Raw genomic sequence first — 17,686 nt, forward strand, 5'->3', positions numbered from 1 at the left:
GCGCGGGCGTTTTCGTTTCAGCCCCCCGCCGCCGGTGGGCGATGGCTTGCCTGGCCCAGGCGGTAGACCAGCAGGGTCAGCGAGTCGGCGTTCTTGAGCATGATTCGCGAGCGCACCACCGCATCGTCCAGAAAGCGCTGGCGCGCGACCGCCAGGTCACGGGTGTCGGCGATCTTGAGGATCAGGCTCAGGCCCTTGTTGTCGTCACGGGTGATGTCGCGTCGGGTACCGTCGCGTGAGCGCACCACGAACAGGCGCCGGGCCGGTGAACGGTGAGAGAACGCCTCGTCGTGCTGGCGCCTGAGCCAATCCTGCTGCTCGCCGGGCATGAGCAGGTCGGCAAATGCCAGCGAGGCATCCAGGTAGCGCATGTCGCGTGTGTCATAGGCGATATGCGAGAACTCGTGCAGCAGGCAGTTGGCACGCGCAATGGCATCGGCTTCCTGCCAGGACAGCTCGGGCCTGAGCTGGAGCCTGCCCAGGTAGCTGACGTCGAAATAGGCGTCCAGCAGAAACAGTTGCCGGAGCGGGTCATGGGGCGAGGTGAAGGCGATGCCGGTGTAGTTGCCGATATTGCTGGCCAGGATGTAGCGCCTGGACGTGGCGACCGAATAGTCCTGCGAGGTCATCAGTTCGAAGAGTTTTTCCACCGGTTCGCATACGCGCTGCAGCAGGGCTTCGTCGGGTTCGACGCCGAAGAAATCGCTGAGGATCGTGCGGGTCTGTGCCGGCATGCGTTGCACCGGGCTGGCCTGCTGCAGGTTGTCCAGGCAGATGCCCAGGTAGTCGAGCGCCGTGCGGTGTGCCTGGCGCAGCATGCGCGCACGGGCCGGCATGAGTCGCTGGATCTGGCGCATGCCCACGGCCCGGATGACGATATCGTTGCCGGCCATCACCTGACGCGAGGCCCACCCGCCCAGCCTGCCGATGATGCCACCACTTAGCACGGGTATGGCCTGCTGCGGGTCGATCTGCCAGCGGCCGTTGCCTTCGCTGCGCAGGCGTGGCCCTGGTTCGTCGATGTCCGGCGCACTCAGGTGCCAGCGCTGGTCCAGCTGGCGAACGCCGTACACCTTGCCCTCCAGGCAGGCGAACTGCGTCTGGCCATCGACGTCGGTATAGATCTGCTCGCGGCTGGCCAGGCCATCGAGGGACTGCTGCGGCACTTCGTAGGCGGACAGCCGCTGGTGCGACGCCTGCCCCAGGCGCCGCCAGAATTCGCCTTCGTCGGCCGGCAGCGCGCCAGGGCCCTGTTCGCGCACGCCATGCCCGGCCAGCAGGCCCTGCACCAGGGTGCAGGTCAGTTCCGACAAGGCCTGCGCCCAGTCGCCCGAGGGGCGCTCGGCCAATTGCAGCAGCGACAGTTCGCCCTGCCACGCGGCCAGCAGCAGGCCGATGCGGCCGGGGATGAACAGGCTCAGTTGGCTCCAGAGCAGCCCGAGTACCTCTTTCAGGGTGGCCCAGCGGGCTTCGGCGGTACTCACCAGTTGCGTATGGGCCATGCCCTGCAGCAACGCTGCATTGGTCTCGAACAGGTACTGCAGGGCGTTGCCATGCACCGGGCGCCAGGCCAGGGTCACCGGCTGCTGGGCATACAGCGGCAGCTCGAAATCGAATTCGGCGCTGTAGGGCAGGTGGGCCTCGGTGAACCCACCGTGGTCGTAGCGCGGGCGCATCGTGTCGGGCATGCAGGCCAGTATCCGGGCCTGCAGGGCCGGCACGCTGCGAAGCTGCTGCAGCAGGTCGGCCGAACTGCTGAAGGCCTGGAACAAACCGCCGGCCTGGTACGGCGTGTACATCACCACGGGGCCGGGCGCGGGGCTGGCGTACATGAACAGGTACACCCCGGGCACGGTATCGGGGGGCAGGCCGCTGTCGGCGATCAGTTCCAGGGGCACCAGTTGTGCGGCGGGGGCTGGCAGCTGGTCACGGGCGGTGGCGTCGGGCTGCTCGACGACGGCGCGGATGCACTCGACGTCGGCTGCGCCCAGTTGCCCCTGGAGCCGGGCGCGCCACGCCGCCTCCAGCAGTTGCCCCGGCAATTGCCGGCAGAACAGCCGCAGGCGCCTGGGATAGCTCGCATGGTCGCGGTCCAGTTGCTCGGCCAGCAGCTGGCGATAGCCTTGACCCAGGTCCAGTTCGCGCACCAGCGCCCGCAGGTAGGCGGCATCGATGCGCGCAGGCACGGTCATGTCGCCCTCGAGCGTGATTGCGGTGATGGCGTGGTCCCAGTCGCGGTAATGGTTGAGCGCGTAGTCGACCAGCGTCTGGCGATGCTGGATGCTGGCGGCCGCTTCGCCTGTGGGGACCTCGCCGGTGGGCGGCAACGCGGTGACCCAGCGCGTGGTGGTGATCAACAGCTGGTCGGCAGGGTAGCGGCCGGCCGCGAAGTCCTGGTCCAGGCGGGCCTGGACCCGTTGGCGGGCATAGTCGGTCACCGCCGGGATGTCGAACAGGTAGTCCTGTGGTGACGGGCTTTGCAGCAGGTTGCGCCCCAGAACCTGCAGGTAGCCGTACTGTTCGGTGGGGGCGGCCTGCGCCAGCCAGTCAGGCAGATGGGCACGCAGGCGCCGGGCACTGGCCAGGCGCTGCAGACGCTGCAGGTAGCGCAGCGTGCCAGGCGTGTCGAGCGTGCTGCGCAGCAGGTCGGGCAGGTGCGCGGCAGGCAGGCCGCGCCGGGTGAGCCGGTCGAAGGCGCGCCGCGTTGCGGCCACGTCGTGTTCGGCCTGCCAGCTCTGCAGGTGGTGCGCAGGTGCGCCTGCCAGCGCCAGCCATTGAAAGCGTTGCGCGGCGGGGTAGTGCGCTGCGACGGCCTGCTCCAGCGCAAGGCGCGAGGTGAATGCGGCAAAGCCCTGGTCGAGGGTCCACAGCAGCCACAGATCGGGCTGTGCCTCGAGCGGCTGGCGGGTCAGCAGCAGGGCCTCGCTGCTGGGCGCCTGGTCCAGGGCCAGTTGCCAGGCCCAGGCCGGCGCTGCCGGCGAGGGCGCCGGAAACAGGGCGGCGTGAATCAGCGCGCGTGCCGGGGCTGGCAGCAGGCTGTCGTGGTCGAGCAGGCGGTATTCGAGGGTCAGGGCCAGTTGCCACAGGTGCTTGAGGTACGTGCGTCGCTGCGCTTGATACTGCGTCAGGGCGCTCGTCAGTTGGCTGGCGGTGGCATCGGCGACCTGTGCGACAGCCTGTCGGGCCAGCGCCAGGTCGAGCGCAGGCAAGGCCACAGGCTGTTCGGCCACCACCGGGCCGCTGACCAGCCAGCGTTCATCCAGCGAGGTACCGATACCGCCGAGCCGCTGCCACACCAGTTCGGCCAGGCTCAGCCAGGTGCGCCCGGCGCCGGGCTGGCCCAGGCGTACCTGGGTCACTGGCGGGCCCTTGTCCAGCACTGCGGCAAGGGCCTGGTCGAGCCCTGCCGCAGTCACCGTCTCCAGGCCTGGTACCTCTTCGAACAGTGCCTGCGCGTGGCCGGTCAGTGCGCTCACCAGCCGGTTCAGTTCCTCCAGGCCAGCGCCGGCTGCCTGTGCCGACGCTTGCAGCCGGGCCAGGGTGGCCGGGCTGTCGTGGGCGTGGGGCGAGGTGCCCAGGCGCGCGAGTTCGCCGGCCAGTCGACTGTCGAGGTCCAGCGCCTGGCGGCATGCCTGATAACCGTCCTGGCCGCTGTCAGGGCGCAGTTGTGTTTCGATGTCCTGTTGCTGGGCGCTCAGCACCTGGCCAACCCAGCTGTCCAGTGCAGGGGCGGCCAGCGGTTGCAGGTGCAGGGCGCTGATGCGCAAGGCGCCCAGTTGGCTCTGCCGCGATGGGCTGACCACCGGGCGCCAGCTGTCGCGCAACCGGGGGTCTGTCAGCGACGATAACAACGCCCGCTTGCTGGCATGGCGCTCCAGCCCGCGTGCAGCACACCAGGTGAACACCGGGCCGGCACGGGTGCCGAACGTGAGCACGCCCTCCAGCAGTTGGCTGTGGCCTTGCGCGGTGGTGACGTTGAGGCTGAACGCCTGCAGGGGCGAGAGGGCCTCGGTGTCCAGCCATTGCAGCAGCGCTGTATGGTCGGTTTCGGCAAGGGCGCCGGCCCAGGCCTGGCGCGTGATCGCCTCGCGCACGCCCGCGCCCATCAGGCGGGCCAGTTGCCGGGCCGGCGTGTCGCTGCCGGCCTTGGCGGTATGCCAGTACCGGTGCAGTTGCCGTTGGCAGTCGCGTGCCGCCGCCAGGCGCTGCGGCGCCGCTGCAGCGGTAGCGGTAGCGGTGGTGGTGGCCAGGGCCTGCTCCCATAACGAGTCGGCTGGCGGCTGGCCCAGTACCTGCTGCTGCAGCTCGCCCAGCGCCTGGCCCTGGCGAGCGGCGATGACCAGCATCAGGTACTCGAACACCTCGTCCTCCAGCCGTTCGACCTGAACATCCACGATGCCGCCCTGGCCTGCCAGCAGGCGATCCCTGGGGGCGATGTAGTGCAGCAGTACGTGCGGGTGGCCGCTGCTCAGCAGTTCAACAAGGTGGTGCTTGAGCTGGGTACGGTCTTCGAAGCGCAGCAGCCCCAGCAACGGGTGGTAGAAAAAAACACGGGGGTGCGTGCTGCGGCTCAGCAGCAGGCTGGCGGTCAGTTCGCTGGCGTGGGCGCTGGCGGTGATCGCGCTCAGGCGGTCGATTCGCGGCGCGTCGGGCCCTGGCGCCTGCAGCCAGCCTTGCAGCCAACGATGCTCCTCGTCATCGAGGCTGTCTCGGGCCTGTGCCAGGTGATCGGCAAAGCGCTGGCGCAGCGCAATGCGGTGAAAGTACGGCAGGGTCTTCAAAGGCATGGTGTGTGCTCGGCAGTGGGTGGGCGCCGGGCAACGGGCGGGCTGCGCTGTTGCCCCGGCAAGGGCTTCAGGCTGCCGGGGCACACAGGCCGAGGGTGGTATCTATTGCAGGGTGGCTCAGTTGCCGGCCTTGATGCTGGTCCAGATGCGGGTGCGCAGGCGGTCGATCTTGGCCGGCATGGCCTGCAGGGCGAACAGCTTGCCGAGCATGGCATCGGTCGGGTAGATCATGCTGTTGGCCTTGAGCGCCGGGTCCACCAGGCGGTCGGCTGCCTGGTTGCCGTTGGCGTACTGCACATGGTTGCTGATGTCGGCCATCACCTCGGGCTGCAACAGGTAGTTCATGTAGGCATAGCCGGCCTTTTCGTCCGGGGCATCGGCGGGCATGGCGACCATGTCGAACCACATCGGCGCGCCTTCCCTGGGAATCTCATAGCCCACCTTCACCCCGTTTCTGGCCTCTTCTGCACGGTTTCTGGCCTGCAGCACGTCGCCGGAGAAGCCCACCACCACGCAGATATCGCCGTTGGCCAGGTCGCCGGTGTACTTGGAGGAGTGGAAGTAGCTGATGTACGGGCGCACCTTCATCAGCAGGGCCTTGGCCTTCTCGTAGTCGGCCGGGTCCTGGCTGTGGTGCGGCAGGCCCAGGTAGTTGAGCGCGATCGGCAGCAGTTCGGGGCCGTTGTCGAGGATCGCCACGCCGCAGCTCTTGAGCTTGCTGATGTTCTCGGGCTTGAAGATCAGGTCCCAGGAGTCCACCGGGGCATTCTCGCCCAGCGCCGCCTTGACCTTGTCGATGTTGTAGCCGATGCCGGTGCTGCCCCACAGGTAGGGGAAGCCGTAGCGGTTGCCCGGGTCGTTGACTTCCAGCGCCTTGAGCAGCACCGGGTTGAGGTTCTTCCAGTTGGGCAACTGGCGCTTGTCCAGCGCCTTGAGCGCCTTGCCCTGGATCTGCCGGGCCATGAAGTGGTTGGAGGGGAACACCACGTCGTAGCCCGAGTTGCCGGTCATCAGCTTGCCGTCGAGGGTCTCGTTGCTGTCGAACACGTCATAGGTGGGCACGATGCCGCTGGCGGCCTGGAAGTTCTTAAGGGTGTCGGGGGCGATGTAGCTGGACCAGTTGTAGATTTTTACCGAGTCGGCCGCCTGGGCGATTGAGGCGGCCAGCAACAGCGGGGCGAAGAGCAATGGGCGCATGTCCGGATTCCTTGCTTGGTCTGTTTTTGTCGAAGGAGGCAGGCGATCAAAGGATCAGAAAATCAATACGTAGGTCTTGCGCACGGTCTCGTGGATATCCCAGATACCGGTGCTGTTGGCCGGCAACATCAGTGCGTCGCCGGCTTCTATGGTCAGCGGCTCGCCGCCATCGGGGGTGAAGGTGCAGCGGCCCTTGATGAAGTGGCAGAACTCCTGCTGCTCGATCTGGCGTCGCCAGCGGCCCGGGGTACATTCCCAGATGCCGGTTTCGACGCCGTCGTTGCGCTCCACGCAGGTCACCGAGGTGACCGCCACCGGCTCGCCCAGGGGCACGGCCACCGGGTTTGACTGTTCGAGAGCGACGCTATGGGTGTGCTTGAACTGGGTAATGCGCATGCCGGTGGTCCTGTGCAGGGGGAAGTCAGTGCATCAGGCTTTCCATGAAGTCCGCCACACCGCTGGCCAGGCGCCGGCGCCAGGGGGCGCTGGCCGGGTTGGCAAGGGTCTGGTCTTCGTGGACGAAGCTCTTGATGATCGCGTTGTAGCCGAGCCAGCGGCACGGCTCGGGCTCCCAGCGCGCCAGGCTGTTCAGGCGCGCCGCGGGGTGTACCCAGGGCTGGGCGGTGAGTGCGTTGCGTTGGCCCAGGATCAGCGCCGCCACGGTGCGCCCGCCCAGGTTGCTGGCGCCCACGCCTTCGCCGCCATAGCCACCGGCCAGGGCGATTCCCTGCTCGGCATCGCACAGCATGTGCGGGCGAAAGCGCCGCGCCATGCCCAGGTTGCCGCCCCAGGCGTGGGTGATGTCGACGTTCTTGAGCTGCGGAAACAGCTCGCCGAACAGGTAGCGGCGCAGGCCGATTTCGCTGTCGCTGAGGGTGAAGTCTTCGCGCAGGCGCCCGGCGAAGCGATAGCCGCCGCGGGCGCCGAACACCAGGCGGTTGTCGGCACTGCGCTGGCCGTAGGTGACCTGGCGGCTGTTTTCGCTGAAGGCCTGACCGGCGTTCAGGCCGATCTGCTCCCACACCTGCTCAGGCAGCGGCTCGGTGGCCACCAGCAGGCTCTGTACCGGCAACTGATAGCGCCCCAGCGGCGGCAGCCCGACGGCATAGCCTTCCACCGCCGGCACCACCCACTGGCAGCGCACCTGTGCCTGGGCGGTGCGTACCTGACCCTTGTGCCAGTCGATGACCGGGCTGTTCTCGTAGAGCTTCACCCCCAGACGCTCGACGGCCCGGGCCAGGCCGCGCACCAGTTTGGCCGGGTGCACGGTGGCCACGTTCGGCGTGTAGATCGCCCCATAGGGCTTGGCGATGCGCAGCTGCGCGGCCAGCTCGACCGGGCTCAGCCAGCGATACTCGGCCTCGTTCAGGCCCTGCCGGTAGAGCTTTTGCAGGTAACTGCGCAGGCTCGCTTCCTGCTCGGGGTAGCGCGCCGCGCAATAAAGGGCGCCGCCCTTGCGGTAGTCGCAGTGGATGCCTTCGCGCTCGAGTACCGTTTCCACTTCGTCGGGGATGCCGTGCAGCAGGTCATAGGCGTCGCGGCGCTGTTCGGGGGAGCAGTCGGCCAGCAGGCGGTCTTCGCCCAGGAGGTTGCCCATCAGCCAGCCGCCGTTACGCCCCGAGGCGCCGAAGCCTGCGATGTTGGCCTCGACGATGGCGATGTTCAGGTGCGGTGCCTGGCGCTTGAGGTAGTAGGCGCTCCACAGGCCCGTGTAGCCGGCGCCGATGATGCATACATCCACGTCCAGGTCCTGGCGCAACGCCGGGCGCGCGATCAGCGGCTCGTCAAGCTGGTCCATCCAAAGGCTGATACTGCGCCATGCCTGCATTGTGTTCGGCTCCACATCCGTAACGGTGTGGGCCGATGCTAGGGCCGGGCGGGCGGATTGTCTTGCGTGCGTGTCCGCAGAGAAATCTGTTGCACGTAGGCCTTGGGCGACAGGCCGGTGTGCTGGCGAAAGCACTTGTAGAACGCCGACAGTGAATTGAAGCCGGCGGCGAAGGCCAGGTCATCGACCTTGGGCGCCGGGCCTGCGCGCTCCAGTTCAGCCAGCAGATGCTGCAGGCGGGCCTGGTTGACGTAGCGGTAGAAGCTCTGGCCCAGCACCTGGTTGAGCAGGTAGGAGATCTGGTTGCGGCTGTAGCCGCACTCGCGGGCGACCTGTTGCAGGTCCAGTTGCGGGTCCAGATAGGGCTGGCGACGGGTGAAGTAGTGCTGCAGGTCCTGGGCCATGAAGCTCAGCTGGCGCGGTGACAGGCCCAGGCGGCTGGTGGCCGGGCGCAGGCTGGGGTGGCCGGTGTGGCGTGAAGGCTCGCGCACCAGCGAGGCGTATTCGTTGACCTGCCAGATCAGGCCGTCGCGCACGGTGATGGCCTCGCTGGCACGAAACGCGGTGATGCCGTCGCCGCCGCGCAGCGTTACCTGGTACTGGATGAAGGCGGTGCAGCCGTCGGTGCGGATGCGGTCGCTGTGCACGATGTCCTCGCCGTCCTGGCGCGGCATGCTGGCGGCCACGTATTCGCGCAGCTCGGCCAGGTGCAGTACGCGGTTCTGGAAGAAGTCGTTGTACTGGATGTCGGGGTGATAGAGCGCCATCACGCCGTCGAGATCGCGGTGTTTCCAGCACAGGTGGTAGCGCAGCACGGTGGCGGCGGTTTCGGCGGTGTGTTCGGGGCCGTCGGGGATCGGGTGTGCGGCCATGGGGCTGGCTCATTGGAGGTAGGAAAGCAGAATACCTGCAGGGCCCTATCGCGGGTCAAGCCCGCTCCCACAAGGACAGCAGTGATCCGTGTGGGAGCGGGCTTGACCCGCGATTGCTGGCGCAGCGGTTCTAGAGAAACTGCTCCGCATAGTGGCACGCCACCTGCCGTGTACCCACTGGCCGGAACGCCGGCTCTTCACTGGCACAGCGCTCGGTGGCATACGGGCAACGCTTGTGGAACGCGCACCCCGGCGGTGGGTTCAGCGGGTTGGGCAGCTCGCCCACGATCCTGATCTTTGGCTTGAGCGGGTCGGGGTGAATGGTCGGGGTCGCCGACAGCAGGGCCTGGGTGTAAGGGTGCAAAGGCCTGGCATAGATATCCTCCTTGGGCCCCATTTCCGCCGGGCGCCCCAGGTACATCACCAGTACCTGGTCGGCCACATGCCGTACCACCGCCAGGTTGTGCGAGATGAACACGTAGGCGGTGTTGAACTCCTTCTGCAGGTCCATGAACAGGTTCAGCACCTGCGCCTGGATCGACACGTCCAGCGCCGAGGTCGGCTCGTCCGCCACCAGCACCTTGGGTTGCAGCATCATGGCCCGCGCCAGGGCGATGCGCTGGCGCTGGCCACCGGAGAACATGTGCGGGTAGCGCTGGTAGTGCTCGGGCCGCAGGCCCACCTGCTGCATCATCGCCTGCACCTTTTCGCGGCGTTCGGCCCTGGACAGCCGGGTGTTGATCAGCAGCGGCTCGGCCAGTTGGTCACCGACCTTCTGGCGCGGGTTGAGCGAAGCATAGGGGCTCTGGAACACCATCTGCACATCGCGGCGCAGTTGCCGGCGCTGCTGCTTGCTGGCACCGGCCACCTCCTGCCCGGCGATCTGCAACGAGCCCGACGACGGTTCCTCGATCAGGGTCAGGGCGCGGGCCAGGGTCGACTTGCCGCAGCCGGATTCGCCGACCACGGCCAGGGTCTTGCCGGCCTCCAGTTCGAACGACACCCCATTGAGGGCGCGTACCAGGGCATGGCCCTTGAACAGGCCCAGGGACACTTCGTAATGACGGGTGAGGTCACGGGCGGTCAGTACGACGCTCATCACGCCACCTCCTGGTTGAGCGGGTAGAAGCAGCGGGCCAGGCTGTGGGCCTTGGGGTCCAGGCTCGGACGTTGCTGGCGGCAGTGGTCCTGCACGTAGGGGCAGCGCGGCGACAGCAGGCAGCCGTGGGGCCGGTCGTAGCGTCCGGGCACGATGCCGGGCAGGGTCGCCAGGCGCTCGGCGCCTTCGCTGTGCTCGGGGATCGCTGCCAGCAGGGCTTCGCTGTAGGGGTGCGCAGGCACCTCGAACAGCTCGGGCACCTGGCCGACTTCCACTGCCTGGCCGGCATACATCACGCACACGCGGCGGGCGGTTTCGGCCACCACGGCAAGGTCGTGGGTAATCAGGATCAGCGCCATGTCCTGCTCTTTCTGCAGGTTGAGCAGCAGCTCCATGATCTGCGCCTGAATGGTCACGTCCAGCGCCGTGGTGGGCTCGTCGGCGATCAGCAGCTTGGGTTCGCCGGCAATCGCCATGGCGATTGCCACGCGCTGGCTCATGCCGCCGGAGAGTTGATGGGGGTAGGCATCCAGGCGGCTTTCCGGGGCCGGGATCTCGACCTTCTTCAGCAGCTCCAGCGCACGCTGGCGCGCCGCCTTGCCGCGCAGCCCCAGGTGCTGGCGCAGCACCTCCTCGATCTGGAAACCCACGGTGTAGCTGGGGTTGAGTGCGGTCATGGGGTCCTGGAAGACCATCGCCATGTCCTTGCCGACCACCTTGCGCCGCTGCCGGCCGCTCAGGGTGAGCATGTCGCTGCCGTTGAAGGTCAAGGCGTCGGCGGTGATGCGCCCGGGGGCGTCGATCAGGCCCATCAGCGCCATCATGGTCACCGACTTGCCCGAGCCGGACTCGCCGACAATCGCCAGCACCTCGCCCTTTTCCACGTTCAGGTCGAGGCCGTCGACCACCGGTACCGCCGAGGCGTCGCCGAAGCGCACGCTCAGGTTCTTGATGTGTAGAAGTGACATGGGCTTCTCCTCAGGCGGCATTCTTGAGTTTCGGGTCCAGCGCATCGCGCAGCCCGTCGCCCATCAGGTTGATTGCCAGCACGCTGAGCAGGATGGTCAGGCCCGGCAGGCTGACCACCCACCAGGCGCGTTCGATGTAGTCGCGGGCCGAGGCCAGCATGGTGCCCCACTCCGGGGTCGGCGGTTGCACGCCCAGGCCCAGGAAGCCCAGCGCGGCGGCATCGAGAATCGCCGAACTGAAACTCAGGGTGGCCTGCACGATCAGCGGCGCCATGCAGTTGGGCAGCACGGTCACGAACATCAGGCGCGGCAGGCGTGCCCCGGCCAGGCGTGCGGCGGTGACGTAGTCGCGGTTCAGCTCGCCCATCACCGCGGCGCGGGTCAGGCGCACGTAGGCCGGCAGCGAGACGATGGCGATGGCGATCACGGTGTTGATCAGGCCAGGGCCCAGGATCGCCACGATGGCCACCGCCAGCAGCAGCGAGGGCAGCGCCAGCATCACGTCCATCAGGCGCATGATGGACGGGCCAAGCAGGCGCGGGAAAAACCCGGCCAGCAGGCCCAGCAGCACGCCCGGGATCAGCGAGATCATTACCGATGACAGGCCGATCAGCAGCGACAGGCGCGAACCCTGGATCAGCCGCGAGAGCAGGTCGCGGCCCAGCTCGTCGGTACCCAGCAGAAACTGCCATTGGCCGCCTTCGAGCCATACCGGCGGGGTCAGCAGAAAGTCGCGGTACTGCTCGCTGGGGTTGTGCGGCGCCACCCACGGGGCGAACAGCGCGCAGAACACGATCAGGCACATGAACAGCAGGCCGGCCACCGCGCCCTTGTTGCGCGAGAAGGCGTGCCAGAATTCCTTGTAGGGGGAGGGGTAGAGCAGGCTCTGGTCGAGCGGCGCGGCGTCGACGGCAGCGGTTTTTGCAAGCGGATTGGTCATGAGCGAAGGCCTCAGCGCTGATGTCGGATGCGTGGGTTGGCCAGGCCGTAGAGGATGTCCACGACGAAGTTGACCAGGATCACCAGGCAGGCAATCAACAGGATGCCGTTCTGTACCACGGGGTAGTCACGGGCGCCGATGGCTTCGATCAGCCATTTGCCGATGCCCGGCCAGGAAAAGATGGTTTCGGTAAGCACCGCGCCACCGAGCAACGTGCCGACCTGCAGGCCGACCACCGTAAGCACCGGGATCAGCGCGTTGCGCAGGCCGTGCACGAACACCACCCGTGCCGGCGACAGGCCCTTGGCCCGTGCGGTGCGGATGTAGTCCTCGCGCAGCACTTCGAGCATCGAGGAGCGGGTCATGCGTGCGATCACCGCCAGCGGGATGGTGCCGAGCACGATGGCCGGCAGGATCAGGTGCATCAACGCGTCCTTGAACGCGCCTTCCTCGTCGCTGAGCAGGGTGTCGATGAGCATGAAGCCGGTGGTCGGCTCGATGTCGTAGAGCAGGTCGATGCGCCCGGACACCGGCGTCCAGCCCAACCCGACCGAGAAGAACATGATCAGGATCAGGCCCCACCAGAAGATCGGCATCGAGTAGCCGGCCAGGGAGATGCCCATGACCCCGTGATCGAACAGCGAGCCGCGCTTGAGCGCGGCGATCACCCCGGCCAGCAGCCCGACGATGCCGGCGAACAGCAGCGCGGCCATGGCCAGTTCGAGGGTGGCGGGGAACAGCGCGAGAAACTCGTGCCACACGCTTTCGCGGGTACGCAGCGACTCGCCCAGGTCGCCCTGGGCCAGCTTGCCGACGTAGTCCAGGTACTGCTGCGCCAGCGGCTTGTTCAGGCCGAGCCGTTCCATGGCCTGGGCGTGCATCTCGGGGTCGACCCTGCGTTCGCCCATCATCACCTCCACCGGGTCACCGGGGATCAGGCGTATGAGCGCGAACGTGAGCAGGGTGATGCCGAAGAACGACGGGATCAACAGGCCCAGACGCCGTGCAATAAAACTAAACATCGTGTGGTGTACCTCATCAGCCTAAGGCATGCCTGCGAGCGCTCGGGGGCGGGCGCTGCAAGCGTTATCGTTCTACTTCACCCGCGTGGTGGCGAAGTTGTTGTTGGTCATCGGGTTGATGACGTAGCCCTCGACGTTCTCGCGCAGGGCGGTGAACACCTTCGGGTGGGCCATGTTGATCCACGGTTTGGCCTCATCGTACACCGCCAGTGCCTGGACATAGAGTGCGGCGCGTTGATCGGGGTCGGCGGTTTCGCGGGCGTGGTCGATCAGCACCTGGAATCGCGGGTTGCACCAGCGTGCGTAGTTTTCCCCATTCTTCGCTGCGGCGCAGCTGAGCAGCGGGGTCAGGAAGTTGTCCGGGTCGCCGTTGTCGCCCGCCCAGCCGGCCGACACCATGTCGGCTTCGCCGGCCTTGGCGCGGCGCAGCATCTCGGCCCATTCCATCACGCGGATGTCGACCTTCAGGCCGACCTGGGCGAGGTCGGCCTGAAGCATCTCGGCGCTCAGGCGCGGGTTGGGGTTGGTGGGCCCGCCGCCGTTGCGGGTGAACAGGGTGAGCACGGTGCCTTCGGGTACGCCGGCCTCCTTGAGCAGCGCGCGGGCCTGGTCCAGGTCGCGGGGCGGGTTGCGGTTCTGGCTGTTGTAGCCCATCAGGGTCGGCGGGTAGGGGTTCACCGCCAGCAGGGCGTTGCCCTTGCCGAACAGTTGCTCGACATGGTGTTCGCGGTCGAAGGCCAGGTTGATGGCGCGTCGTACGCGCACGTCGCTCAGGTACCTGTGCTCGGTGTTGAGCGAGATGTAGCCGGTGGTCAGGGCCTCCATTTCGGCCACCTTCAGGCGCGCGTCGGCCTTGATGCCGGGTATGTCGTCGGGCTTGGGGTACAGCGCCACCTGGCATTCGTTGGCGCGCAGCTTCTGCAGGCGCACGTTGTTGTCGGGGGTGATGGCGAAGATCAGCGCATCGCTCGGCGGCTTGCCGCGAAAGTAGTCCGGGTTGGGCCTGTAGCGCACCTGCGCGTCCTTGTTGTAGCGCTGGAAGATGAACGGGCCGGTGCCGACCGGCTTGCTGTTGAGTTCGGCGGTGGTGCCGGCCTTGAGCAACTGGTCGGCGTATTCGGCGGAATAGATCGAGGTGAAGGCCATGGCCAGGTCGCGCAGAAACGGTGCCTCGGGGCGGGTCAGGTGAAACGCCACGGTGTGCGGGTCGAGCTTTTCCACCGACTTGAGCAGGTGCTGGAAACCCATGCTCTCGAAATAGGGGAAGCCGATGCTGGTCTTGTCGTGCCAGGGGTGGGCGGGGTCGAGCTGGCGCTGGAAGCTCCACAGCACGTCGTCGGCGTTCAGGTCGCGGGTGGGGGTGAAGTAGTCGGTGGTGTGGAACCTGACCCCGCTGCGCAGGTGAAAGGTGTAGGTCAGGCCGTCGGGGCTGACCTCCCAGCGTTCGGCCAGGGCCGGCTGCACCTCGGTGGTGCCGGGCTTGAAGTCCACCAGGCGGTTGAACAGGGTTTCTGCGGCGGCATCGGCGGTGACGGCCGTGGTGTACTGCACGATGTCGAAGCCCTCGGGGCTGGCCTCGGTGCACACCACCAGGGGCTTGGCCATCAGCGGGGCTGCGGCGCTCAACAGGATGGCTGCAAGGGCAGCCTGTAGGGTTGACTGTTTCATGACACTTCCCTGCATTCGATTAAACCAGCGTAGCCATCGCGGCCGATTCGGCGAATCGGCCGCGACCTGCCGCCCTAGAGGATGTTGAACGGAATGGTTGTGACCACGCGCACCTCGTTCAGGCTCCCGTCACCCTGCAATTTGCTGGCGCGGTGGGTGGTGTAGGTGGCGCGCACGGTGGTGTCCTTGAACGCGCCGCCTTGTACGGCATAGCTGGTGCCGATGCCCCATTCGTCGTGGTGCTCGCCGTCGAGGTTCTTCACGTCGTAGCCACCGCCCTTGTAATGGGTGCCGTCGATGCCCCAGCCGCGGGCGTTGTACAGGTTGAACTTGAGGCCGGGCACGCCGAAGGGGGCCATGTTCAGCACGTAGCCGATCTGCAGTGATTTCTCGTTGGGGCCGTTGAAATCCGACAGCAGCGAGTTGGCCAGGAAGATCGCGTTGGTGTCGTGCAGGTAGTCGAAGTACTCGTTGCCGTTGACCTGCTGGTAGGCGACCGACACGGTGTGCGCCTGGTGGGTCAGGGCCAGCGACAGGCTGAAGGTGTCGTTGTCGATGGCGCCCAGCTTGCTCTGGCCGGCGTCGCGGGTCTTGTAGTAGTTGAGCCCGGTGTTCAGGCCCAGCACCGCGTTGTCGCCCAGCAGGTGGTTGGCGCCGAAGTAGTACTGGTTCCACAGGTCCTCGACCTTGGATACGTAGAGGCTGGTGCTCAGGCTCTGCAGCGGCTGGTAGTTGACCCCGGCCATGCTGACCCGGTCGGTGAACTGGCGGGAATCGCCATACTCGGAGCGAAACTTGCTCTGGCCCTGCTCGGTACGCATCGACACGCGGTCGAAGGTGCCCAGGTCGAAGCTCAGGTTGTCGAACTCGGCGCTGTGCAGGCTCACGCCCTGGAAGCTGGAGGGCAGTGCGCGGTTGCCGATGTAGGCGATCACCGGGGTGTCGATGGACTGGCGGCCGGCGGTGAGGGTGGTGTTTGACACCCGGGCCTTGAGGTTGGCCAGGCCGACCTTGCTCCACTGGTCGAGCACCTCGCCGTCGCCGTGGGTGAGGGTGCGGTTGTTCGGCCCGGCCACGCTGGCGCGACCGCGCTGCAGGGCCACCGCGTTGTACAGCGCCACTTCGGTGCTCAGGCCCACGGTGCCCTCGGTGAAGCCGGAGGTGTAGTTGAGGAGGGTGCCCTGGACCCAGTTGTCGCGGCTGCTGGTGGGGTGGCGGCTGCCGTCGCGCTTGCTGTACGACCACAGTGGCCCGCGGGTGGCGTGCTCGTGGGCGTACCAGTTGCGGGTCGAGCCGGACAGGCGCTGGCCGTCGAGAAAGCCGCTGGCCTGGGCCTGGTCGGAGGTGGTGCGCAGGGTAAGCGCAACGAAATCCTGGCTGACGGGTTCGGCCTGGGCCAGCGCGCTCAGGCCGCCAAGGGCCAGGCAAAGTGCTGCGTGTCGGGTAGGTCTCAAGGTGATGCTCCTTTGCATGTTTTTATTAGCCGCCGGGCCTCGTGAGCCCGGCGGGTGCGGCGGTGAACCTTGGGAGGGGGCGGGCAGAGGTCAGTCGACGCTGACGCCCGAAAAACTGTTGCGCCCGAACGGGCTGACCTTGAAGTCCTGTACCCGGACGCTCAGCGGTTGATGCACGGTGGAGTGGGCGACCGGGGTGATCGGCACCTGCTGCTTCATGCGCTGCTGGGCCTGCTGGTACAGCGCGGTGCGCGCGGCGGGGTCGGTGATGCGCTTGGCCTGCTGCACCAGGGCGTCGTATTCGGGGTCGCACCACATCGACACGTTGTTGCTGCCGATGGCACCGCAGCTGTAGAGGGTGCCCATCCAGTTGTCGGGGTCGCCGTTGTCACCGGTCCAGCCCAGCAGCATCACGTCGTGCTCGCCGTTCTTGGTGCGCTTGATGTACTCGCCCCATTCGTAGCTGACGATCTTCACGTCCAGCCCGACCTTGCCCCAGTCGGCCTGGAGCATCTCGGCCATCAGCTTGGCGTTGGGGTTGTAGGGGCGTTGCACCGGCATGGCCCACAGGGTGATGGGCGTGCCGGGCTTGACCCCGGCGGCCGCCAGCAGGGCGCGGGCCTTGTCGGGGTCGTAGCCGGCATCGCGGATGCTCGGGTCGTAGGACCACTGGGTGGGGGGCATGAAGTTCACGGCCAGTTGGCCGGCATCCTGGTACACCGCCTTGACGATGGCCGCCTTGTTCACCGCCATGTCCATGGCCTGGCGCACCTGCAGTTGGTCGAACGGCGGGTGCTGCACGTTGTAGGCGATGTAGCCCAGGTTGAAGCCGGGCTGGTCGAGCATGTTGATCTTCGGGTCGGCGGCCAGGGCCTTGAGGTCGGCGGGGCGCGGGTTGACGGTGACCTGGCATTCCCCCTTGCGCAGCTTCTGCACCCGCACCGAGGCGTCGGTGTTGATCGAGAAGATCAGCTGGTCGAGCCTGACCTGTTGCGGGTCCCAGTAGTCGGGGTTGGCCCGGTAGCGGATCTGCGCATCCTTCTGGTAGCGCTGGAACACGAAGGGGCCGGTGCCGATCGGCTTCTGGTCGAAGTCGCTGAGGCGCCCGCTGGCCATCAGCTGGGTGGCGTATTCGGCCGAGACGATCGAGGCAAAGCCCATGGCCAGGTTCTGGATGAAGGCGGCATCGACGCTGTTGAGGGTGAAGACCACCGTGTAGGGGTCGCGCTTTTCGACCCGGGCGATGTTCTTGTCCAGGTCCATGCTGACGAAGTAGGGGAACTCGGCCGGGTAGGCCACGCGAAACGGGTGCTGTGGGTCGAGCATGCGCTGGAAGGTGAGCAGCACGTCGTCGGCGTTGAAGTCGCGGGTGGGGGTGAAGTCCTTGTTGGCGTGGAACTTCACGCCCTGGCGCAGGCGGAAGGTATAGGTCAGGCCGTCATCGGAAACGTCCCAGCCGGTCGCCAGCGAGGGGATGACGCGGGTGGCGCCGCGTTCGAATTCCACCAGGCCGTTGTACAGCGGCTCGGCGGCGTCGTTTTCGATGGAGGTGGTGTACTGGGCGATATCGAAGCCGCCCGGGCTGCCCTCGGAGCAGAACACCAGGTTGCCCTTGGCCAGGGCTGTCGGGCCATAGGCCAGTGCCCCCAGGCCCAGCAGTGCGGCGAAAACCGGAGAAATACGCATGCGGTCCCATTCCTTTGTTGTTGTACGAGGCGTGGGGGGCGCGGCGACAGCAGGGTGCCAGCACCACCACGCGCTCCACGGTAGGGACGCGGGCGGCGGGCGTGCAGGTAAGGAAGTGGGTGTGAGGCGTGGGAAAAATCTTGGTGTGGTGTCGTAATTTTCAAG

Annotated in this window: 12 protein-coding genes; all 12 read right to left on the bottom strand. The window is 66.9% G+C overall.

What is annotated here, in order from left to right; all coding sequences use genetic code 11:
* Positions 1-17: 17 nt before the first annotated feature.
* The 12 genes from DN387_RS22630 to DN387_RS22685 all read right to left on the bottom strand — a co-directional run bounded on the left by DN387_RS22630 (position 18) and on the right by DN387_RS22685 (position 17,521).
* Positions 18-4,787 (bottom strand): DUF6543 domain-containing protein, encoded by a 4,770-nt coding sequence (locus tag DN387_RS22630; protein WP_156326248.1) that lies wholly within the window; start codon positions 4,785-4,787, stop codon positions 18-20.
* Positions 4,788-4,904: 117 nt separating this feature from the next.
* Entirely contained in the window at positions 4,905-5,984 is a 1,080-nt protein-coding gene (locus tag DN387_RS22635) for a polyamine ABC transporter substrate-binding protein (protein WP_054916396.1), read from the bottom strand.
* 54 nt (positions 5,985-6,038) lie between these two features.
* Complete coding sequence (locus DN387_RS22640; protein WP_043862498.1) at positions 6,039-6,380, bottom strand: cupin domain-containing protein; 342 nt, start codon at positions 6,378-6,380, stop codon at positions 6,039-6,041.
* A 25-nt stretch (positions 6,381-6,405) separates the two neighbouring features.
* A complete protein-coding gene (locus tag DN387_RS22645; RefSeq protein ID WP_054916395.1) occupies positions 6,406-7,812 on the bottom strand; it encodes an FAD-binding oxidoreductase in 1,407 nt (468 codons plus the stop codon).
* 38 nt (positions 7,813-7,850) lie between these two features.
* Entirely contained in the window at positions 7,851-8,684 is an 834-nt protein-coding gene (locus tag DN387_RS22650; RefSeq protein ID WP_054916394.1) for a nuclear transport factor 2 family protein, read from the bottom strand.
* Between the two features lie 130 nt (positions 8,685-8,814).
* Positions 8,815-9,783 carry a peptide ABC transporter ATP-binding protein gene (locus DN387_RS22655; protein WP_043862495.1) on the bottom strand — a complete coding sequence of 323 codons (969 nt, stop codon included), beginning with the start codon at positions 9,781-9,783 and terminating at the stop codon, positions 8,815-8,817.
* Positions 9,783-10,751 carry an ABC transporter ATP-binding protein gene (locus DN387_RS22660; RefSeq protein ID WP_054916393.1) on the bottom strand — a complete coding sequence of 323 codons (969 nt, stop codon included), beginning with the start codon at positions 10,749-10,751 and terminating at the stop codon, positions 9,783-9,785. Before DN387_RS22660 ends, DN387_RS22655 begins: the two co-directional genes overlap by 1 nt.
* 10 nt (positions 10,752-10,761) lie before the next feature.
* Positions 10,762-11,691: an ABC transporter permease subunit gene (locus DN387_RS22665; protein ID WP_054916392.1), complete on the bottom strand. Its 930-nt coding sequence runs from the start codon at positions 11,689-11,691 to the stop codon at positions 10,762-10,764.
* 11 nt (positions 11,692-11,702) lie between these two features.
* Entirely contained in the window at positions 11,703-12,713 is a 1,011-nt protein-coding gene (locus tag DN387_RS22670) for an ABC transporter permease subunit (RefSeq protein WP_043862492.1), read from the bottom strand.
* 72 nt (positions 12,714-12,785) lie between these two features.
* Entirely contained in the window at positions 12,786-14,381 is a 1,596-nt protein-coding gene (locus DN387_RS22675; RefSeq protein ID WP_054916391.1) for an ABC transporter substrate-binding protein, read from the bottom strand.
* A gap of 74 nt (positions 14,382-14,455) precedes the next feature.
* Positions 14,456-15,835, bottom strand: a complete 1,380-nt coding sequence (locus DN387_RS22680) for an OprD family porin (RefSeq protein WP_254506364.1) — start codon at positions 15,833-15,835, stop codon at positions 14,456-14,458.
* Between the two features lie 90 nt (positions 15,836-15,925).
* Positions 15,926-17,521 carry an ABC transporter substrate-binding protein gene (locus tag DN387_RS22685; protein ID WP_043862489.1) on the bottom strand — a complete coding sequence of 532 codons (1,596 nt, stop codon included), beginning with the start codon at positions 17,519-17,521 and terminating at the stop codon, positions 15,926-15,928.
* Between the last annotated feature and the right edge of the window lie 165 nt (positions 17,522-17,686).

This window comes from Pseudomonas sp. FBF18 (assembly GCF_024261405.1).
GTDB lineage: Bacteria > Pseudomonadota > Gammaproteobacteria > Pseudomonadales > Pseudomonadaceae > Aquipseudomonas > Aquipseudomonas palmensis.